Here is a 23,131-nt window from a genome sequence, read left to right on the forward strand (position 1 = left end):
TGTTAAGTGCAGAATCGTATTAATATGCTAAGCATTAAAACTTATTAAAATGAAAATTAAATATGAATAAATCCTACCTGCTTTGTCTAGTGGTTTAGGACATAAAACTTGAAAATCAAAAATTTATGAAAAAAATGAACTTTATACCTCTTAGAGGAGTTCCAAGTAAAAACAATTTACTTTGTTACGGGATAGCATTCCTTTTCATGTTCCTTTTCAGTTTAAAGGCGGAAGCCCAAACAAAAAGCGTTTCTGGAAAAATACTTGATTCTGATGGAATACCTGCATCTGGAGCTACCATTGTAGTAAAGGGGACCAGTCGAGGAGTAACGACAGATTTCGATGGGAATTATTCTATTAAAACAGCTCCAAATGAAATCTTGGTTTTTTCTTATATAGGATTTAAAACCCAAGAAATTGCCGTTAAGGAAAAAACAGTCATTAATGTAACACTTGTTCCCGATCAAGAAGTTTTAGAAGATGTTGTGGTAGTCGCCTTTGGTAAAGTGCAAAAGCAAGAATCTGTTGTGGGTGCTATATCCAAAATATCAGGCGATAAGCTTATGTCTGTTAGAATGGGGAGTAGTGTTGAAAATAGTTTACAGGGCAGGCTGCCAGGTTTAACGGTTATTATGACAGACCCTACACCTGGAGAAGAAGCCTTAGGTGGTTATTATGCCGCTTCACCTATACAAATGTCCATTCGTGGTAACTCATCTATGGGTAATAACACACCTTTATTTATTGTTGATGGTGTGGAAAGACCATTTTCAAACTTAGACCCTAACGATATTGAATCCATTTCCATCCTTAAAGATGCTTCTGCTACAGCTGTTTATGGTGTAAAAGGTGCAAATGGGGTTATTATCGTAACAACCAAAAGAGGTCGAAGAGGTTCTCTTGAACTAGATTTTTCTACCAGTCTTTCTATGAAAACGGCGGCCATTCTTCCAGAATACATGAATGCCTACGAAACTATGAAGTTAAGAAATGAGGCATGGGCAAATGATGGTAAGTGGGATTTAATAGTATCAGATGAAATTTTAGAACATTATAGAACTCAAGATCTTCCTTACTTGTATTCTAATACAGACTGGATGGATTATTATTTTGAACCTGGTTTCGATCAAACTTACAATCTTAATGCCAGCGGTGGCAGTAATTTTGTGCAATACTATGCTTCTATTGGCTTTCTTAAAGAAGGAGACATTTGGGCTGTTGGTGATCAATTCCCATATGACTACGACAGTCAAAATGCCCATTATGGAAGTACGCGATATAATTTTAAAAACAACCTTGATTTTAATATTTCTAAAACCACCAAGTTATCCGTTAATCTAGGTGGTAATGTTAAAGCTTGGGGAAAACCAGAAGATACATTTACCCAACCCATATGGTATGAGCCAGTAACATCAATGCCTTTTTATCCTGCTGAAGCTTTAGCTCAATACCCAGATAATGTAATTCCTTATAACCAAACAGGACCCAGACCATATATTAACCCTGCACAAGGTGAGGTTGAAATGAACTGGTTAGGAGCGCAAGGTTTTAATAGATTTAAAGCAAATGAACTTAATGTTGATATTAAGTTTGACCAAAAGCTTGATTTTATTACTGAAGGGTTGTCAACAAACTTTTTATACTCTTATAACTCCAACGTAATTTATCGAAAAAATTATTGGTTACCTCAATATTTTGGATACTATTTAGACCCAGACACCCAAGAATGGTCTAGGTTTGACAATTTTGGTGGGTTAGATTTAGATACGCCACAACCATCTCTGCAAGTGAATGGTTCTGAAAACATTTTTAAAGGCTGGAGAAGCCATTACCTTCAATATGCTCTAGCTTACAATCGTTCTTTTGATAAACATACAGTGTCTGGATTGGGTCTTTTTAGCCGTAGAAAATCAGTTGGAGATCAATTATACTTCTTTCCTAGTTACGAAGAAAACTGGGTAGGTAATATTAATTACAATTATGATAATCGCTTTTTCTTAGAAGCCAGTGTGGCACATACAGGATCGGAAAAATTTGCTCCAGGACTTCGTTTTGGCACATTCCCAGCAGCTGCGGGTGGTTGGGTTATCTCTAACGAAACGTTTTTTGGTAACCTTAAGGAATCTATTAATATGTTAAAAATTAAATATTCTTATGGTGTAGTAGGTAGTGATGCTGGGATTGACAGATGGTTATATCTTTCTGATTTTACTGCTAGTGGAGGAACTTCATTTGGATATCCACAACAAGGGTATGGTTATATTAACGAAGGTCGTCTTCCAATACTAAATGCTACTTGGGAGAAAGCATATAAACAAAATTTAGGTTTTGAATTTGGTTTTTTCCATAATCTAGTAACGCTTAACGTGGATTTATTTGATGAACGTAGGGAGGATATGCTGCAAGCAAGACAAAGGGTTCCTGCCTGGGCAGGTGTACCAGCTATACAAGCGAACATAGGATCTTCTAAAAGTCATGGTTTTGAAATTGAATTGGGTATTAACAAAGCGTTTAAAGATGGTTCTTACATCATATTTACCGGTAATGTATCTGCATCAGAAAACAGAATGGTTTATTACGATGAATCGGACAATATCCCCTTTAACTTAAAAGCTGAAGGAAAACCGGTAGATATTGCTAGAAGAATGGGATCTTATACACCGGCTACAGGAATAGTGACACAAGGTTTTTATCAAAGTTTCGATGACTTGTTTTTATATCCTACAGTAGGAGGAGGCAATCCAATTGTTGGAGATTTTAAGTTTCTTGATTTTAACGGTGATGGTACTGTAGATGGTCAAGATCGTGTGGTTGCAGAAAGTCCTTCAATTCCAAATGTAACTTGGAACGGTACATTAGGTGGTGGTTATAAAAATTTGTCAGTAGAGTTAAATTTCTATGGTATTAGCAGTGTGCAAACGCCTATGAGACAAGGCGGATTATTCTACTTATATCCGTTTACAGAAAATAAGGATAATGCTTATACCGCTCATGCAAACCATTGGACGCCTACAAACACGAATCCTGAGTTCCCAGCCGTCCATGCTGAGGCTAGTAAGCAATACAATTATCAAATTAGCGACTTTTCAATGGTTGAAGGGCAGTATATACGCTTAAGAAGTGTTAACCTTCGTTATGCTATTCAATCTGAAAGTATAAAAAAAGCAACAGGCATTAAAAGTTTAGAATTGGGTGTCATAGGAACAAATCTATGGACTTGGAGAAAACGTAAATGGGGTGGTGATCCAGAAGGGTCAAATTTTGGAGTTGATTTTGGCGCATATCCTCAAATGAAAAGATACACCTTAGAACTTCGTGCAAAATTCTAATAAAAAAATCAGAAACATGAAAAGAGCAATAAATTATTTATCAATTATAATAGGTTTTTCTGCATTAATGAGTCTTACTGGTTGTGAAGAATACCTTGATAAAGTTCAGGAATCTTCTGGAATCCCGGAAGAGGACTTGCTGCAAGACTACTTTAAGTTTAGACAGTATGAAGATGGTATGTATAGACATTTACTAAACTATCTAAGTGCTGGAGATTATAGCTATATAGCAGCACTAAGCGATGAAGGCTATGTGAATTCAATTAATTGGGAAACCATGCCTATTGCACAAAGTGGCGATTGGTTAAGATCTTATGATACAGGTCAAGCACTACAGTTTTATGGTGTATGGAATGCTTGGTCAAGTATACGTATAGCGAACAAAGCACTTGAATACCTTCCCCGATTAGAAGGTGCCACACAGGCAGAATTAGATGAGTTAAAAGGTCAGGCCCATTTTATGAGAGCGTGGTATTACTACGAAATGCTCAAACGTCAAGGTGGCATGCCATATATTACAAAATCTTTCAATGCATCAGATAATTTTGAACTGCCTCGCCTTTCTTACCATGAGACAGCATTAAAAATTGCTGCAGACTGCGATTCTGCTGCCGTATTGCTGCCTGAAAGATGGGATATACAAAATCTAGGTCGACCAGAAAAAGGAGCTGCATTGGCTGTTAAAGCCTCTGCACTTTTATTTAGTGCGAGCCCAAGTAATAACCCAACAAACGATGTTGCTAAATGGGAACTTGCAGCAGAAGCATCATGGGACTTATTATCTAAATTGGGACCATTTGGTAATAATAGATATAAATTAATACAATCTAAAGGAAACGATAAAGTAACGTACAAAATACCGTCGGGAGGTATTGAAACCATTGAATATGCGGCTAGTTTTGATAGTATTTTTATGTACCAACCCTATCACGATGAGATTATTTGGGAAAACTATGCTGTAATGAATGGTGCCAACAATGCATATGCCGTATTAACAACAACTAGTATTCAAGGCAAGAATGTCACCCAAGGATTTACGCCGTCTGCTAACTTTGTAGATAGATTTGAAACTTTAAATGGGTTATCTATAAAAGACGACCCTAGCTTCGACCCTCAAAATCCTTTTGTAAATCGGGACCCTAGATTTTATCATTCTATTTTATTTAATGGAGAGCGATGGACAAGTCAATCTGGTAAATATCTAGAATTATACCAAGGAGGATCTGAAAGAAACAGTCAACCAGGTGATGCACATTTAGGTTATATGGCTAGAAAATTTTGGGGTAAAAATGTAGACCAGTGGTCTGGAGCAGCGCCTCCATTTACACATGTTATTTATTTTAGATTAGCAGATATTCTTTTACAATACGCCGAGGCTGCAAATGAGATTGGAGGACCAAGCTACACCTTACCGGGAGCTTCCATTAGTGCCGTTGAAGCGGTTAACGTGGTAAGAGCTCGTGTTAAAATGCCTCCAATAAATGCTATGTACCTAGCAAGCAAAGAGACCTTCAGAAATCGTATTAAAAATGAAAGAGCTGTAGAACTTTATTTAGAAGGAAAACGCTTTTTTGATCTTTCTAGATGGGGAGATGCCAGCAAAATGGAATACAAACAATATTTTGCAGATAATTTCACAGAAGATCCTGCTGCCCCTACTGGCTATACCATCGAAAGAGCTACTGAACCTTATTTTACAAGAACATTCGATCAAAAACATTACAAATGGCCTATTCCTTTAAGCGATGCTCTCATGTTTGAAGCGTTTAAACAAAACCCAGGATGGTAAAATTATTATTAACACGAAAAAATAAAACAATTATGTATAGAAAAATCGTAAATATGTTGATGTTTTTTGCAGCCATCGGGATATTCGGTTCCACATCTTTACAAGCGCAAGAAGATACTATGCTATCCCTTGTTACGGGTAAGGTTGTGAACAGTGATGGGCTACCTATTTCAAATGTACTAGTAAAATCATTTGAAGCAAAAGACAAAAGTATCACAAATAAGGATGGTGTTTTTTCATTAGAAGTTTCTTCAGAAAAAGATCAACTTATTATTGATGAGAAAGGTTATTTTTTGAACGTAAGTGAAATAATAGATGGTAAACTTGAAGATCCAAATATTATATTAATTAATTCTGGGTATATGGAAAAAGGCATGGTAAAATTACCTTACCAGACGTTTTCTAATAATAGAAGTGTTTCTTCAACCTTTACAGTTACGGGAGATGAGCTAGCCTCTTACCCAGCAGGCACCTTTCTAGAAACATTATCTGGAAGAATTCCAGGTTTAGAAATTAACACCTATGGCAATAATCCTACAGGAGAATCCGTTTTTGCTACATTACGAAATCAAGGCGTCTCTTTTTATATTGATGGCATATTAAGAGACCCATCAGATCTAACGGTTTATGAAGTAGAAACAGTTCAAGTTATTAAAGACTTGGCTGGAAGGGCAGCTTTAGGGCTATCTGGTATTAATCCAGTAATTTGGATCACTACCAAAACGGGTAAAAAGTATAAAAGAGATATATCTATAACAACAGAGAGTGGCTTTAGTTCACCTACAGCCCAACCTGAATATTTAGATGCTTATAATTATGCTACTTTATATAACGAAGCATTAGTAAATGATGGTTTATCACCGCTATATGCTTCTTCTGCACTTGCGGCCTATCAAAATGGCTCAAACCCATTATATTATCCTAATGTAGATTATTATAATAATTATGTTAAAAAATCTGCAACCTTTAGAAGAGCTAATCTTAATTTTAGCGGTGGTGACGACAAGGTTAACTATTTTTCACTTTTGGATTATGTTCAAACCAAAGGTTTAGAAAAAATTGGTGATGAAACAGCATCAAACCGTTTTAAAGTTAGAGGTGGTGTCAATATTAAATTAACGGATAAAATTCAGTTTAACGTTAATTTATCTGGAACCTATCAGGAACTGGATTATCCAGGTTCCAATGGTAATTTTAATTTATTTAATTACATTTCAAATACACCTTCTAATGCGCATGCCATTTCTTATGATGGAAAATATATTGTAAGCAACGATTTCCCTACAAATATTGAAAATAGCATGTTATCCAGTGGTTATGCAGAAGGTGCTAATCTTAATTCACAAAATACAGCGACTTTATTGCTAGATTTAGAATCGCTCCTACAAGGGCTTACGTTTACTGGAACTGCAGCTTTCGATATTTATAGCAACGTTCGTAATGGTAAAGGAGGTACAGCTGAGCTTTACAGATTATTACCTAACAACGAGTTAGAGAGAACTCAAGAAGAAGTCATTGTTCCCAATCTAAGTGCTCTTAATGATAATTTTACTAGAAGTACTACAGCCCTTTTGAGTTTTAATTATGATAGGGTTTTTGGTAAACACGCATTAACAATGAATGCATCCTATTACAGTGCCCTTGTTGAAACACGCGGATTTGCAAATTACCAACCAGTGAAAAAACAAGATTTTAGTTACAGGGCAAACTATGCGTATGATGATACCTATGTATTACAACTTGACTTAGCATATTCTGGAAGCATGAAACTACCTGATGGAGATAGATACCATGTTTATCCAACAATAGGAGCTGCTTGGGTTGCTAGTAACGAATCTTTCTTAAAAAATAGCACGGTTGTGGACTATTTAAAACTTTATGGCTCTTATGGCATGGTTGGTAACGAAAACTTCAGCACATTCTTTGCTGATTCTTTTGGTGATTCAGCAACCTATAACCCATATTATCTGGGCACAACCCTTTGGCAAAATGTTGGTGCGTGGCAGTCTGGTATTGAAGGTTCAAGAGGTAGTGTCGTTAATATTTATAACATTCAACAAGAGGGTAGCACAAACTATGAACTTCCTAAAATGAGCAATTTAAATATAGGCTTACAAGGAGAATTACTAAATAAAACCGTATCGTTCGAGGCTAACTACTACATGCGTAGAAATTATGACCAGATTTCACAGAGAAGTTCTTTAACACCATCGCTTTTTGGCTCAGGAGGCTTCCTGCCCTTAACGAATTATGGTGAAACAAAGCAATGGGGTCTTGAAGGTTACCTACAATACAAAAATAATATTGGCGACTTAAACTATAGTTTTGGTGGAAATATGATGTATAATAGATCTAAATATGTAGACGTTGATGAACCAGCAGCTCTTGATGATTATAGAAAATTAGCAGGTACAGATACCGATTTAATTAGAGCCTACGTTTCTGAGGGTTTATACCAATCTGAAAGTGAAATAACCTCCAGAGGTGTTACTCAAAGTTGGGGCGATGTGCAGCCAGGCGATATTAGATATCAAGATTATAATGAAGATGGTGTGGTCGATGAAAAAGATATCCACATTACAGGAGACCATGCACCACGAATCTATTATGCCGCTAACCTAAATTTAAAATATAAAGGTTTTGGTCTTTATATTGTTGGGCAAGGTATCGCAGATGGTGTGAGATCTTTAAATACAAGATATTTTAATGGAGCTAATCCACGATCTAATTATTCAGAAGTCATGTTAAACAGATACCCTGTTACTAACGACATACCAAGATTAACCACACAATCTCAAAACAACTACCAAAATTCAACATTTTGGTTAGAGAGTGCGGCTTACTTTAGTATAAAGAATATAGAACTTAGTTACACCATGCCAAAGGCTGCAGATACTAACTTTATGTTGCCTAATTTAAAATTCTTTGTTAGAGGTAAAAACATAGCGTCTTTCTCTAAACTATCAAAATACAACTTAGATCCAGAGAATTTAAGCGCAGGTGTAAATAGTTTTCCAATATACAGAACCTTTACGTTAGGGGTGTCATGCAAATTTTAATCAATAACAACAAGATTATGAAATCGCCATGATTTGGAAACCCAATTGATAATCATTGATCACCGATGAAAATAAAATTTGTGAGATAAACACCAATGAAAATAAAGCGATACCATATTCTGAATTCTGAATTCAGAATAAACAAATAAACGAATAAACGAATAAACGAATAATATTTACATATGAAACATAAAATATATTATTATTTAATTTTCGGTATCTTCTTGACCTCTTGTCAAATTGATCCCCTTCCAATACAGGATCAAACAACAGAAGATCTTTGGAGCCACTCAACCTATGGCGAAGGTATTCTAGCAAATGCCTATGATGGTTTGAATACGGTATATCCTGTTACCATGGATTATTATACAGACAATGCCGTACCATCACAGCCAGGAACTAATTCACTGGCATTAGGAAGCTGGAATGTAGAAAGCAGCCCTATAGGAAATTGGGCCTATACTTATGATAAGATTAAATACCTTAATTTATACATCGAAAATGGTGCAGATTTAATTTATAGTGTATCCGATAAAGTTAGAGACTCTACATTGAAATCTAACAGAATGGGAGAGGCCTATTTTTTAAGAGCTTGGTACCAAGCTGAATTATTAAAAAACTATGCCGGTAAACCTGAAGCTGGCGGATCTGAAGTCCTTGGATTCCCTATTGTAACAACCGTTTTGGAGCAAGGAGATGATTTAGATCTTCCAAGAAACACCTATGAGGAATGTGTTGCTCAAATTGTACAAGATTGTGATGCTGCAATTGCGGTGCTTCCATTAAAATACAATGGCGGTTCCGATGTTTTTACTGGTTTAAGTAATAGAGGAAGAGCTTCTGGTCTGGCAGCCATGGCATTGAAAGCTAGAGTGTATTTAAATGCGGCAAGTCCAGCTTATGGTCCGTCCACCCAAGCATTATGGGAACGCGCTGCAACCGCTGCTGCTGAAGCTATTGATGCTTCTGGTGGATTAACAGATTTGGCGCCTTATAATAACTTTAACGATGCCACGAGTTTTGATAATATCTGGATACAGCCAACATACCAAGGAACTGGTTTAGAAAGCACATACTATCCGCCTTCTTTATATGGCAGTGGGTCTTGTAATCCATCTCAAAATTTAGTGAGTATATTTCCCGCAGCTGACGGGTATCCTGTAGAATCAAGTTCTTTATATGATCCAGAAGATCCCTATTTAAATCGCGATGAACGCTTTTATAGATTTATTTTCTTTAATGGTGATGTATATAATGGTACTACTATAAAAACATACATTGGGGGGGCAGATGCTCCAGGTGGTTTAAGTCAGCAAGGTACGAGAACGGGATATTACATGAAAAAATTGTTAAGTAAAAACGTGAAATTAGATCCAAGTAACGCGACTGCTGATATCAAATTTTATGTTTACCTTGGTAAAACTGAGCTGTATCTTAATTTTGCCGAAGCAGCTAACGAAGCTTATGGTCCAGATGGTAATGCATTAGGTTACTCTGCCGCAGATGTTATGGCAAGAGTAAGAATGCGTGCAGGCATAGATTCAAACACGGTTACTCCTGAATATGATGATCAATACATGCTAGACCAAGCAAGTGCTGGTACAGAAACATTTAGGGAATTTATTCAAAATAACAGACGTATCGAATTGTGTTTTGAAGGCTTCAGGTTTTGGGATATCCGCAGATGGAATAAAGCACTAAATCATACTATAGAAGGTGTTCAGATTACTCGTGACTTGGTAAATGGTGATACCTATAACTATTTTAATGTAGAAAACCATACCTATCAAGATTATATGAGGTACGCACCACTGCCTTACTCACAAACATTGATAATGAGTAATCTTAAACAAAATGCGGGATGGTAATTCTTAAAACAATAAAAATAAACATATGAAAAAAGTATTAATATTTTTAGTATTCATTAGCGTTTTAACAAGCTGCTATGACGAATTTAGACTGGATAATGAGTTTTCTTCGGTAGCTTTTTCAAGTGCAGATGGTGGCTCTAATCAACCGGGAGTTCTTTGGAGAACGGTTGTTAAAGGCGAAGGACTTAAACTTGATGCTGGTATTTATTTAGCTGGTATCTTAGATAATTCAAAAGAAAGATGGGCGGATTATGAATTGGATCCAAGCCTTCTTGTAGGAACTGATTATACCATGCTTCCTTCAGATTATTATACGTTGAGTAATTCAAGCAGATTTGTAATTCCATCTGGAGAAACTGTTGGTAAAATATCGATTGTTTTAGATTCCATTAAATTTTTGAATGATCCACTAACAACAAAAATGAATTATGCCATACCTTTTAAATTAATTGAAACTTCAGAAGATAGCATTTTGAGTACTCAAAATACGCAAATACTTGTTTTAAAGTACATTAATAAGTATGAGGGTTTTTATAATCAAAAAGGGACTTTTCAAACCGTTGCTCCAAATGGAGAAACTTTAAATAGTGGTACTATTAACAATGTAATTAGTGGAACCTCTATATTTTTAGATTCTCTTGAAATGAATGGTTCTATGAATTTAATAGGCGCAGATTATAAAATGAAATTACATGTGAATCCAGATAATACGGTATCACTGGAATACAGTCCAAACTTAAATGCAGACAATTCACCAAAAAATATTGCGTTGGATGCCACTCCAAACGCTCCAAATGTATCCCCTTGGGAAAACGTTGATGGTGTAAACGATGGCGGAGATCCTACCTCATCAAATGATAGAGGTGCTAGCGGATTGGCCTTCGGTAACTGGCCTTTATTCGATACTTGGGATTATGTTGAATACACTTTTGATGGGGAGTATTTTATTACTCAATCGGATGTTTATTGGTTTGCAGATAGTAATCCTAATGATGGTGGCGTTTCAAAACCATACAATACCTATCTTCAGTATTTTGATTCTGAATCTGGAGCATGGAAAATTCTATATAATAATAATGTTGTTAACGGCACACCTATATCCGAAGCAAATTATGCCATATTAGATGGAACGTATACTTCAGATAATCCAGCTCCAGGGACAAGTTTAGATCAATATAATGTGACGTCTTTTGATGCTATTAGAACAAGTAAAGTTAGAATCAATTTTAAAGCGGTGGATGCATCAGGTATTTTGGAATGGAAAGTTTGGGGAGTTCCTGCGCCTGTAGGGTATGAAGCAGCGGCTATTGCTAGTATAACAGAAAATGGTACTAATACTTACGATCCGGCTACAGGAACCCTCATTTTAAACTATACAGTAAATTACGCTTTAGAAGAATACACAACGAATGTTTCAACTGAAATGGTTTGGCGAAATAGAATTAGGGATGGTGTAAACGAATGGAGACGTTGAAGTTTATCATAATTAAAAATTCAATTTTATATTGAAAACTAAATGTCCCCGATACAAACCAAATTTAATGGCTATATCGGGGATTTTTATAACTATGGATTTTTTAATAATTCTACGCTTCAAATAATTTTCGCATCAATGAAAAAATATATTGCATTCATATTATTTTGTTTTTTGTTCTCTTTAAACAATCATTTAAAGGCACAGAGTTTTAGTAGAATTGAAACGTTTGCTAATCTAAATAAATTAGAAGAAAATAACGGTGTAGCTATTGCCGATTACAACAAAGATGGCTATCCAGACCTTTTCGTTGTTGCGGCTCTTAAAGATGAAAACGGTGTAGATAAAAGTCATAGTAGATTATATAAAAACAACAATGATGGTACCTTTTTAGATATTACCGAAAGTGCAGGATTATTAAAAGACTTTTTTCCTGTTACAGACCCAGGTATTACACCAGAGGAAGCTCTAAAGGGAGCAAAATTTGGAGCTTTTTGGGGCGATTATGACAATGATGGATTCCCTGACTTGTTTCTGACTAATATATACAAGCTATACCTTTTTCATAACAAAGGTGACGGCACTTTTGAAGATGTTACAAAACAAGCAGGAATACTTGAAACCAGTGAATGTGTTTACACAGACGCCACTTGGTTTGACTATAATAAAGATGGATTATTAGATCTATATGTCTCCGACTGGGCGGGATGCAATTCAAATAGTTTTTATGTAAACAATGGTAACGGAACTTTCACAAACAAAATAGAGTTATTTGCAGATACAGGAAATAAACATTCATTCATGAGTTTGCCATTTGATTTTAACAATGATGGCTGGCAAGATTTGTATGTAGCAAATGATGTCCCAGGACAAACATGTGATTTGTTTATAAATCAAAATGGCAAAGGTTTTACGGAAGAAACAGAATCATATGGACTACATTTTAATCAAAATGCCATGGGACTTGCCTTAGGTGATTACAATCTTGATGGTTATTTTGATTTATACATAACCAATATTGATAAAAATGTTCTTTTTGAAAATAATGGCAAAAACACCTATTACAACGAAACATCAACTGTTCAAGGTGTAAAATATACCGAATGGGCATGGGATGCTGTTTTTGCAGATTTTGATTTAGACGCAGACGAAGATCTCTTTGTTGTTAATGGTTTTAATTATAAAAGTAATGGTGCAGAAAAAAACATCTATTTTCAAAATTTACATGCCAATGGAGGTTCTAAATTCATTAATAAATCTGAAGCCTCAAACTTAGGAGACCTGACCATAAGTGTTGGAGCAGGGGTTTTTGACTTTGATAATGATGGCGACTTAGATGTATTTGTAACAAATAGTGATAGACCTTCCTATTTTTATGAGAATAAAACCACCGACTTTACTAATAAAAATGAAAATTTACATTGGCTTAAAATTTCTTTAGAAGGTACGATCTCAAATAGAGATGCCATTGGAACAAAAATTCAAGTAAAAACAGATAAAAATACCCTTATTAGATATTTTACAGGTAAAGGGTTTTTATCTCAAAACTCAGTTCCAGTTCATTTTGGTTTAGCAAACGCTACAAAAATTGAAGCGCTAAAGATAACATGGCCCTCTGGTTTGGTTGAAACATACAACAACCTTCCTATGGACAAAACGTTTCACTTTAAAGAAAATTCATTTTATGAAATTTCCAATGTTGAACCAAGTATAAAAATGTATGGTTGTATGGATCCTGACTCCTGCAACTACAATCCAAATGCAACGATAAATTCTGATGGCTGTATTTATTTAAATACTCAATCTACTATCTATGGAAGTAGTCACGTACTGCAATCTAGCACAGAATCTTATTCTTACCCACCACAATCTGGAAATACCATTATATGGCGTGTTGTAGGAGGTACCATCATAGAAGGAGAAAACACGAACACTATAAAAATAAAGTGGGGTACGGATGCAGCAGGCACCGTAAGTATTATTGAAAAAAATGATTATTGCTCTAGCCAAAGTGTGAGCCTCAATGTTTTAATTAGAAATTCATCAGATCCCATACCAACTATACATAAAAAATCTGTTGCCAGATTATGGAATGAAGCTTTGCTAGAAGCCATAAGAAAAGACTATGCAAGACCAACAGTACACGCTAGAAATCTTTTTCACACAAGTATAGCTATGTATGATGCATGGTCAATATATGATGATAATGCAAAGCCATATCTTTTAGGAAATACTGTTCATGAATTTACAAATGATTTTGAAGGGTTTGAGACAACAGAATCAATAGAGACAGCAAGAGATAAAACAATTAGTTACGCAGTATATAGACTTTTAAAGCATAGGTTTCAACACTCACCAAATCTTGAGGAAACCATGGCGTATTTTGATGGTTTAATGTTAGAGTTAGGATACGATACCGCTTATACATCAATAGATTACAAATCTGGAGACCCCATGGCTTTAGGGAATTATATAGCAAAAACCATTATAGATTATGGGTATACAGATGGTTCAAATGAAATGAACCAATATAAAAATAGTTATTACGAACCTGTTAATCCACCAATACTACTTAATAATCCAGATATAAACGAAAATGCTTTGTTGTACCCCAACAGATGGCAGCCCTTAAGTTTCAATACGTTTATAGACCAAAGCGGAAATTTAATAGAAGGTTCTACACCAAATTTTTTAGGCCCAGAGTGGGGTCGTGTAAAACCTTTTAATTTACAGAGTTCCGAAAGAACGGTTTATAGTAGGGCAGGACATGATTATATTGTTTACGACGATCCTGGATTACCGCCTCAACTCAATTTAGAAAAAAACACCCCTTCAAGCGATGCATATAAATGGAGTTTTTCTTTAGTGTCTGTTTGGAGTTCACATCTCAGTCCTTATGACACTATTATGTGGGATATATCCCCAAAGTCTATTGGAAATATAGATTTTGATCTATTCCCAAATTCTGTAGATAGCTATAAAGATTTTTATAATTTAGAAAACGGAGGGGATATTAGTAAAGGACACCATATTAATCCTCGTACAAATGCTGCATATACAGAACAAATAGTACCAAGAGGTGATTATACGAGAGTTCTAGCCGAATTTTGGGCAGATGGTCCAGATTCAGAAACACCACCAGGACATTGGTTTACTATATTGAATTATGTTAGTGACCATGAACTATTCAGTAAAAAATTTAACGGTACCGGAGCATCCTTAAATAATTTGGAATGGGACGTTAAATCCTATTTTGTTTTAGGAGGCGCCATGCACGATTGTGCGATTGCTGCATGGAGTATTAAAGGGTGGTATGATTATATAAGACCTATTTCGGCCATTCGATTTATGGCAGAAAAAGGTCAAAGTTCAGACCCTTCAAAATCTAATTATCATGTAGCAGGTATTCCTTTAAAAGAGGGATTTATTGAAACAGTAGAAACAGGGGATCCTTTAGCTGGAAATTCCAACGAAAATGTAGGTGAAATTAAAGTGTATGCATGGAAAGGACATGACTATATTCAAGATGCCAATACAGACGAATCTGGAGTAGGTTGGATTTTAGCAAAAAACTGGTGGCCCTATCAACGCCCTTCTTTCGTTACCCCACCTTTTGCGGGTTATATTTCAGGACATTCTACGTTCTCTAGGGCAGCCGCTGAGGTGATGACCCTGCTAACAGGAGACGAATATTTTCCTGGAGGCATAGGAGAGTTTAAAGCAAAAAGGAATGAATTTTTGGTTTTCGAAAAAGGGCCTTCGGTAGACGTAACATTACAATGGGCGACTTACCGTGATGCATCAGATCAATGTAGCCTTTCTAGAATATGGGGCGGAATACATCCACCTGCAGATGATATTCCAGGAAGGGTAATTGGGAAAACAATTGGTCAAAATGCATTTTATCATGCTGTCGATTATTTTAATGAAAATACTGATTCTATCAATCAAAAGCATTCTGTTTTTCCGAATCCTATAAAGGTGTTTAGTGAGGAATTAACTGTAACAAATACAAACCATACAGACACTTTCAACCTTTTTGATATGAATGGCAGGTACATAAAATTGTTGGTTAGCAATTACTTAAGAACCAACCGAAAAACAATTTTGAAACTTCCTAGATCACTAACTACTGGAATTTATATTCTGAAAATAAATAACAAAACCTATAAGATGGTTGTTCAAAAATAATTAGTGTCCGAAAAGATAATAGAATATAGACTAAAGAATATAGCACCGAAGTCAGATTGTTAGAAGGTTAGATTTCTAGACGATTAGATAGCTGTTTCTAAAACGATGACAAGATACCATTTCCGAATCACCTTTCACGATTCACGATTTGAATCTCCCTGATTAGGGTTGACCGATTCACCAAACCCCAGAACCATAGACTAAATGACAGCAAATAACAATGTTCAAAAATATTGAAGCCGTTTAAACTTTTCACAATTAGCTAAAAAATTGAGGATTAAATAGCGAAGAAAACACAATGTCAATTAAAACAGGATAATATAATATAGTTTTTTGATAATAATACATCGTTCTTAAAATCTTAAGATGATACCTTTATCTCATAAAGTACAATATGTTTTAGTTGAATATATAGATTAAAAACTAGATAGTTTATGATGTTAAGTTTGAATTAGTTTGTTTTTCTTGGAAAACCAAAGAAGACTATTTTTTCTTCTTTGGTTTTATTTATAATTAAACTAGATATCTACACTTAGAACGTAAGGTGTTCAATTCGTGTTCAAACTTGTCTTAAAGTAAATATAAAAAATACAGCCATGAAAAATCGAGTGTTATTAAAAACTGTTTTCGCACTATGTTTATTTTTATTGTTAGCGTGTTCTTCCAATGGGCCTTCACAAGAAGAACAAATTGAAGAAAATCCAGAGACCCCGGAAAACCCAACAGATACAGGAATAACGCCTCCGGATGATTTTGACTATATTTTTGCAAAAAAACCAACTGACGGTAAAGCTGTTTATACACCAATAGAGTTAAAGGACAACGATTTCGATTCTAATGATAGTAAATGGAGTTATCAAAGAAGTGCCTCGTCTGACAATGTTATTGTTTTTTGGGAGAAAGGATTTGGTCAATATCCAAGTAAGACTTCAAGACTCAACCTTCGTGTTGATATCAATAATCTATTAAAAATGGCGGAGGAATTTTATGTATATTATCGTGATGTCATGAAGTTTGTAGTAAAAGGAAATTCCAAAACAGATAATTATAGAATGATAATACAATTATTTTATCAAGAAGAATGGTTGGCCACAGGAGCAGGTTATGATAATATTATAGGAGCCTTATGGATTAGTCCTGCAACTACAAAAGGGGGAGCAGTTATAGCTCACGAGTTTGGACACTCTTTTCAATACCAAGTGCATTGTGATGGAAATTATGGATTTAGAGATCAACCATATGTCGGATCATTTTGGGAGCAATGTGCACAATTCATGTCTTGGCAACAAAATAATGAAGATTATGTAGGCGAACTACCTTATTTATTGGATAATATCCATAAAAACTTTTCGCATGAAGATATTAGATATCAATCCATGTATTTACAGGAATATTGGAAAGAAAAACACGGAGCGGATTTTTTAGGAAAACTTTGGAGAGGAGCATTAACACCAGAGCATCCCATTCAAGCCTACAAAAGAATCACCGAAATATCCCAAGAAAAATTTAATGATGAAGTTTTTGTATATGCTTCTAAAAATATGACTTGGGATTACCCCTTAGGTATTTATAACAGAGATTATATAAAAAACTTATCTGCATCAGACTATATAAATTATAAACATGCAACAACTTTAGAACCTATTGCTGACGGGTATTATCAAATTTCCAGTAATCAAAGTCCACAACCTTATGGTTATAATGCCATAGAACTGAGTGTTCCTGTAGTAGGAACAACTGTTTCTGTAGATTTTGTAGGGTTAGATGGGGGCTATGCTAATGTAGAAGGATGGCGTTATGGTTTTGTGGCTGTAAAAGATGATAACACACCCGTGTATGGCGCTATGGAAAAAACTAAAGAAGGAGTAGCTTCTATAATAATACCAGCAAGTATAAAAACATTATGGCTAATTGTAACTGGAGCGCCTACAGAACATGTAAACCACATTTGGGATGATGTTTCAACTAATGATCAGAACTTTCCATATAAAGTCAAGTTTACAAATACAGCTATTGAATAAACGATAATCATCAAAAAGCAATATAAAATGACGTTTAGTTTGTCAGACAGACTTGTCGAAGCTCTAATTTTAAAAAACATCATTGCTAGCGTAGTCGAAAAGCCTTGACAATTTAATTAATAAGGTTTTAGACTTTAGTTTGTCTTGAGGAAAGTCGAAATCAAACTGACATTAAAATTCACTTTATTTAAAATCTTTCCAGTCTATAATGCGATGGAGTAACACCTTTAATCTCTTTAAATTTTCTGTTGAAATTTGCCGTATTTTGAAAACCACATTGTTCTGAAATATACGAAATAGAATAATCTGGGTAATTATGAATGAGTTTACAGGCATTTTCAATTCTTATTTCTATTAAAAACTGAAAAAACGTTTTGTTTGTACGTTTTTTAAAATAGCGGCAAAAAGCATTTTTACTCATATTTGCTATTTCCGAAATCTCTTCTAAGGTTATAGGTTCGGAGTAATTTTCCATGGCATAATTAAACACATCATTCATACGCTTTCCCTCGTCATCTGTATATTTCTTTTTATAAACAAATGAGGAAAGTGCTATTTTTTCAGCCTTAATGATATGGTCTATGATTTTTATAAGTGTAGCTATACGTTGTACTTTGTTTTGATATTTTAACTTATGAAACTGCTTAATAAGTTTCTTTTTTCTTGATAAAACCCTTATGCCATAATCGGACTGATTAAAGAAATCATGAAAGCTTTCAAAGTCAGCGAGTCCAAAAAAGTCTTTGCCAAATGAATTTTTATCAAAAAATAAAGTATATACGTCTGTTATTTCAGAGAAATTAATATCGCTTCTAAACACATGGGGTACATAGCCACCTAACACTAAAATATCGTTCGGCATAAAATCACTAATAGTATCTCCAACTAGTAATGTGCCTGCACCTTGTTCAACATAACTAATTTGTATTTCACTATGTTGGTGAAACTGATCATATAGTACACTTAAGTGTTCTTCTTGATAAACTAATGCCTCATTTTCAGGCTTCGGAATTTTAAATGGAAGTACTTTCATCTGTTTATATTTAGCCCCCTAACCCCCGAAAGGGGAATTCATACTAGTTCTAAGGGTTCTTTTTGTTATTTTAATCTTAACCCTTGGTTAGACTCTTAACCCATAATTCAAAACTCATAACTCATAATTCAATAACTCTTCCGTCAGATGTTACATCCATAATCATGTTCCTGTCTGTAAAAAGCGTTTTTAGCATGGATGTTTCATAACGACATGACTAGTTTTTTTGCTAATATTACTAAAAAAACAAAAACAAACCTATTTGTAGGGTAATATAGTATTACAATAGGCTAATAATTGTAATAAATTTTGTTATAGCAAGGTTTAAATTTGCATTTCTAAATTTATATATACAATGATAAAATGGGAAGGCGTTATGCCAGCAGTCACCACTAAGTTTACGAGTGACGATAAATTAGACCTTTTTATGTTTGAAAAAAACATTAAAGCTCAAATGGAATCAGGTGTACATGGAATTATTCTTGGAGGTACTCTGGGTGAAGCAAGTACACTTACACAAAATGAAAAGGAGATTTTAATTAAAGAGACATTATTAATTACAGACGGTAAAATTCCAGTAATTATTAATATAGCTGAGCAAAGTACTGCAGATGCCATTGCTGTTGCTAGACATGCTGAATCTGTTGGCGCCCAAGGCCTCATGATTTTGCCTCCTATGCGTTATAAAGCAACAGATTTTGAAACTGTAACCTATTTTAAAGCCATAGCAAATAGTACGTCGTTGCCTATTATGATTTACAATAATCCCATAGATTATAAAATTGAAGTAACTTTGGATATGTTTGAAGACATGGCGGTTTGTGAAAACATTCAAGCAATAAAAGAATCAACTAGAGACATTACCAATGTCATTCGTTTAAAAAATAAATTCGGTAATCGCTATAAAATTTTTACAGGAGTTGATACACTTGGTTTGGAAAGTTTAGTCATTGGTGCCGATGGATGGGTTGCAGGATTGGTATGCGCGTATCCCGCAGAAACAGTTGCTATTTACGAACTTGTTAAGGTGGGGAAAATTAAAGAGGCCATGGAGATCTATAGTTGGTTTATGCCATTATTGGAATTAGATATTAGTCCACAATTAGTACAAAATATTAAATTAGCAGAAGTTGCTACTGGCATAGGAACTGAAAACGTAAGAGCACCCAGATTACCTTTACAAGGTGCGGAGAGAGCGCGTGTTTTAAATATAATTGAAACAGCTATGAAAAACAGACCTATATTACCAGATTACAAAAACTTAAAATAAAAATGATTACAGGCAAAAATTATATTGGAAACAAACCCAGTGCAAAAGGGAGTATTAGTCACAAAACTATAAATCCCATGCTAAATATTGAAAATTCAGTAGCCTTTGTTGAAGCACTTCCAGAAGAAATTGAGGAAGCTGTTCAACTAGCTACGCAGGCTTTTAAAACATTTAGAAAAGCATCTGGAAAACAAAGAGCTGAATTTCTAAATGCCATTGCAGATGAAATTTTAGCCTTGGACCAAGAGTTAATCGATGCCTATACAACAGAATCTGGCTTACCTGAAGGACGAGCCATAGGTGAACGAGGAAGAACCATCATGCAATTAAAATCGTTTGCCGACTTGATCTCAAACGAAGATTGGAAAGCTAATACGTTTGACGCTGCCATACCCGATAGAACGCCGTTACCTAAAGAAGATTTAAGAAAAACGGTGATTCCCATAGGACCCGTGGTAGTATTTGGAGCAAGTAATTTCCCCTTTGCTTTTTCTACCGCTGGTGGTGATACCGCTAGTGCCTTAGCAGCAGGATGTCCTGTTATTGTAAAAGCACATGAAATGCATTCTGGTACATCTGAATTAGTAGCTACAGCCATTATTAAAGCTGCCGAAAAAACAGGCATGCCAAATGGTGTGTTTTCACATCTTTTTGGTCGTGGGCCAGTGGTCGGTTCAGCATTGATTAACCACCCGAAAATTAAAGCAGTTGGCTTTACGGGAAGCTTTGGAGCAGGTAGGGCCATTATGGATGCGGCTTCAAAACGCGAAGAACCCATTCCTGTTTATGCCGAAATGGGTAGTGTAAACCCCGTGGTTATTACACCAAAAGCTATTGAAACCCGCGGTGAAGCCATTGCTAGTAGGTATGCAGGTTCCATTACTTTAGGAACGGGGCAATTTTGTACCAATCCGGGGTTATTATTAACCATTGCAAGTCATAAAACCGATGCTTTTGTTGAAGATTTAGCTAAAAAAACAATTGCTATTGAAGCCCAATGCATGTTGCATCCTAACATTAAGGTAGGATTTGATAAAAATGGCGCTAGTGTAACTAATCAAGAAGGCGTAGAAACTGTGGCTAAAATTGGAGGTGAATTAAAGGATAATTTTGCTGCCTCACAAATTGTGACGGTTTCGGGAGCAGACTTTCTAGCAAACCCTAAAATCCACCAAGAAGTTTTTGGTCCGTTTTCTTTAGTTGTAAAAAGTAAGGATGAAGCACAATTGATTGAAATAATTGAAGCTTTGGAAGGCCAATTAACAGGAACAATAATAGCGGAAGAAAGTGACATTTCTAATTTAGAAGCTATAGCCGATGCTTTAGCAAATCGTGTTGGTCGTGTTATTTTTAATGGTGTGCCAACAGGTGTAGAAGTTTGTCCTTCTATGCATCATGGAGGCCCTTACCCTGCATCATCAAACCCCAAGTACACATCGGTAGGAACACATGCCATAAACAGATGGGTTAGGCCAATAAGTTATCAGTCGTTCCCTAAGGAATTACTCCCTGAATCGTTAAAAAGTTAAAAAGTTATATAGTTAAAAAGTTATATAGTTATAAAGTTATAAAGTTATAAAGTTAGAAAGTTAAAAGGTTAAAAAGAGAAACAAGAGGCAATAGACAATAGACAAGAGAAGCAAGGACTTAGAAACTCTGAAACACAGAATATAAGAGGCTCAGAAACTCAGAAATTCAGAAACTTTGAAGCTCTGCAACTTAGAAGCTTTGAAACTCTGTAACTCTGAAACTTTACAACTTTAAAACTTTAGTAAATAGTCATAATAACAGTTAAACTCATAAACAAATAAACCCATAACCCCATAAACTCATAAACTCACAAAACAGCCCATGGCAAGAAAAACTTTTTTTTGTGTAGATGCTCACACGTGCGGAAATCCCGTGCGTGTTATTGCTGGTGGTGGTCCCAACCTTATTGGAAATACCATGAGTGAAAAACGCCAACATTTCCTTAAAGAATTCGATTGGATTCGTAAAGGATTGATGTTCGAACCGCGTGGGCATGACATGATGAGTGGCAGTATTTTATATCCACCACATCATCCTGAAAATGATTTTGCAATTCTATTCATAGAAACATCGGGGTGTTTGCCTATGTGTGGGCATGGAACCATAGGGACTATTACAATTGCTATTGAAGAAGGTCTAATTTCACCAAAAATACCTGGTAAAATAAAAATGGAAGCCCCTGCAGGATTGGTAGAAATTGAATACCAACAAACAGGTAAAAAAGTAGATTGGGTTAAATTAGTAAACGTAAAATCCTATTTAGCTGCCGAAAAATTATCAGTTGAGTGCCCAGAACTTGGAGAAATATATTTTGATGTCTCTTATGGAGGCAATTACTATGCTATTGTAGATCCACAAAAAAACTTCAGTGGCATACAGGATTTTACAGCAGGCAAAATTGTACAATATTCGCAAATAGTAAGAACACGTATAAACGAAAAATACCCTGATATGTTTATTCATCCAGAAAATGATACCATTCGGGATGTAAGCCATATGCTATGGACAGGAGATTCTATAGACCCAACGTCGTCTGGAAGAAATGCCGTGTTTTATGGTGAAAAAGCTATAGACCGTTCACCTTGCGGAACAGGAACTTCTGCAAGAATGGCACAATTACATGCCCAAGGGAAACTAAAACTGGGTGAACCTTTTATTCATGAAAGTTTTATAGGCAGTAAATTCATTGGTAAAGTTGAAGCAGAAACAACTTTAGATGGTAAAAATGCCATAATTCCAAGTATTCAAGGTTGGGCTCAAGTGACTGGTTACAATACTATTATTATTGACGACGACGATCCTTATGCATACGGGTTTCAAGTTGTTTAATATAAAAAAGTTAAGAAGTTATAAAGTTAAAAGGTTATGAGGTTAAAAGGTTATGAGGTTAGAAGGTTGTAAAGTTAAAAGAGAAGTAAGATGCAAGACACAAGACACAAGAGTTAAGAGTTATGAGTTAAGAGTTATGGACTTTGCAGCTTAGTAGCTTTGCAACTTTGAAACTCAGAAACTCTGAAGCTCTGCAACTCTGAAGCTTTGTAACTTTGCAGCTTTGCAACTTTGA

General features: G+C 35.3%; 11 protein-coding genes. 10 read left to right on the forward strand and 1 reads right to left on the reverse strand.

Annotation, left to right across the window (positions count from 1 at the left end; all coding sequences use genetic code 11):
* The first annotated feature begins 134 nt into the window (after window positions 1-134).
* From CJ739_RS15450 to CJ739_RS15480, 7 genes are all read left to right on the forward strand, one after another.
* Complete coding sequence (locus CJ739_RS15450) at window positions 135-3,329, forward strand: SusC/RagA family TonB-linked outer membrane protein (RefSeq protein ID WP_162880235.1); 3,195 nt, start codon at window positions 135-137, stop codon at window positions 3,327-3,329.
* Between the two features lie 16 nt (window positions 3,330-3,345).
* A complete protein-coding gene (locus tag CJ739_RS15455; RefSeq protein WP_117176910.1) occupies window positions 3,346-5,118 on the forward strand; it encodes a RagB/SusD family nutrient uptake outer membrane protein in 1,773 nt (590 codons plus the stop codon).
* 32 nt (window positions 5,119-5,150) lie between these two features.
* Window positions 5,151-8,177: a SusC/RagA family TonB-linked outer membrane protein gene (locus CJ739_RS15460; protein ID WP_162880236.1), complete on the forward strand. Its 3,027-nt coding sequence runs from the start codon at window positions 5,151-5,153 to the stop codon at window positions 8,175-8,177.
* A 182-nt stretch (window positions 8,178-8,359) separates the two neighbouring features.
* Complete coding sequence (locus CJ739_RS15465; protein WP_117176914.1) at window positions 8,360-10,045, forward strand: RagB/SusD family nutrient uptake outer membrane protein; 1,686 nt, start codon at window positions 8,360-8,362, stop codon at window positions 10,043-10,045.
* Between the two features lie 25 nt (window positions 10,046-10,070).
* Window positions 10,071-11,522 carry a DUF1735 domain-containing protein gene (locus CJ739_RS15470; protein WP_117176916.1) on the forward strand — a complete coding sequence of 484 codons (1,452 nt, stop codon included), beginning with the start codon at window positions 10,071-10,073 and terminating at the stop codon, window positions 11,520-11,522.
* Window positions 11,523-11,660: 138 nt separating this feature from the next.
* On the forward strand, window positions 11,661-15,713 hold the full coding sequence (locus CJ739_RS15475) for an FG-GAP-like repeat-containing protein (protein ID WP_117179052.1): 4,053 nt from the start codon (window positions 11,661-11,663) through the stop codon (window positions 15,711-15,713).
* Window positions 15,714-16,309: 596 nt separating this feature from the next.
* Window positions 16,310-17,734 carry a DUF6055 domain-containing protein gene (locus CJ739_RS15480; protein WP_117176918.1) on the forward strand — a complete coding sequence of 475 codons (1,425 nt, stop codon included), beginning with the start codon at window positions 16,310-16,312 and terminating at the stop codon, window positions 17,732-17,734.
* A 187-nt stretch (window positions 17,735-17,921) separates the two neighbouring features.
* On the opposite strand, the gene CJ739_RS15485 is transcribed toward CJ739_RS15480, so the two are convergent.
* A complete protein-coding gene (locus CJ739_RS15485) occupies window positions 17,922-18,767 on the reverse strand; it encodes an AraC family transcriptional regulator (RefSeq protein WP_117176920.1) in 846 nt (281 codons plus the stop codon).
* Between the two features lie 355 nt (window positions 18,768-19,122).
* Between CJ739_RS15485 and CJ739_RS15490 the strand changes: the two genes are divergently transcribed.
* From CJ739_RS15490 to CJ739_RS15500, 3 genes are all read left to right on the forward strand, one after another.
* Entirely contained in the window at window positions 19,123-20,037 is a 915-nt protein-coding gene (locus tag CJ739_RS15490; protein WP_117176922.1) for a dihydrodipicolinate synthase family protein, read from the forward strand.
* A 2-nt stretch (window positions 20,038-20,039) separates the two neighbouring features.
* Window positions 20,040-21,566 carry an aldehyde dehydrogenase (NADP(+)) gene (locus CJ739_RS15495; RefSeq protein WP_117176924.1) on the forward strand — a complete coding sequence of 509 codons (1,527 nt, stop codon included), beginning with the start codon at window positions 20,040-20,042 and terminating at the stop codon, window positions 21,564-21,566.
* Between the two features lie 322 nt (window positions 21,567-21,888).
* A complete protein-coding gene (locus tag CJ739_RS15500; protein WP_117176926.1) occupies window positions 21,889-22,896 on the forward strand; it encodes a 4-hydroxyproline epimerase in 1,008 nt (335 codons plus the stop codon).
* The last annotated feature ends 235 nt before the right edge of the window (window positions 22,897-23,131 follow it).

It is taken from the genome of Mariniflexile sp. TRM1-10, from assembly GCF_003425985.1.
Classification (GTDB): Bacteria; Bacteroidota; Bacteroidia; order Flavobacteriales; family Flavobacteriaceae; genus Mariniflexile.

Bases quoted from the DNA above. Each gene is read 5' to 3' on its own strand.
- CJ739_RS15450 (WP_162880235.1), top strand. From the start codon at position 135: ATGAACTTTATACCTCTTAGAGGAGTTCCAAGTAAAAACAATTTACTT.
- CJ739_RS15455 (WP_117176910.1), top strand. From the start codon at position 3,346: ATGAAAAGAGCAATAAATTATTTATCAATTATAATAGGTTTTTCTGCA.
- CJ739_RS15460 (WP_162880236.1), top strand. From the start codon at position 5,151: ATGTATAGAAAAATCGTAAATATGTTGATGTTTTTTGCAGCCATCGGG.
- CJ739_RS15465 (WP_117176914.1), top strand. From the start codon at position 8,360: ATGAAACATAAAATATATTATTATTTAATTTTCGGTATCTTCTTGACC.
- CJ739_RS15470 (WP_117176916.1), top strand. From the start codon at position 10,071: ATGAAAAAAGTATTAATATTTTTAGTATTCATTAGCGTTTTAACAAGC.
- CJ739_RS15475 (WP_117179052.1), top strand. From the start codon at position 11,661: ATGAAAAAATATATTGCATTCATATTATTTTGTTTTTTGTTCTCTTTA.
- CJ739_RS15480 (WP_117176918.1), top strand. From the start codon at position 16,310: ATGAAAAATCGAGTGTTATTAAAAACTGTTTTCGCACTATGTTTATTT.
- CJ739_RS15485 (WP_117176920.1), bottom strand. From the start codon at position 18,767: ATGAAAGTACTTCCATTTAAAATTCCGAAGCCTGAAAATGAGGCATTA.
- CJ739_RS15490 (WP_117176922.1), top strand. From the start codon at position 19,123: ATGATAAAATGGGAAGGCGTTATGCCAGCAGTCACCACTAAGTTTACG.
- CJ739_RS15495 (WP_117176924.1), top strand. From the start codon at position 20,040: ATGATTACAGGCAAAAATTATATTGGAAACAAACCCAGTGCAAAAGGG.
- CJ739_RS15500 (WP_117176926.1), top strand. From the start codon at position 21,889: ATGGCAAGAAAAACTTTTTTTTGTGTAGATGCTCACACGTGCGGAAAT.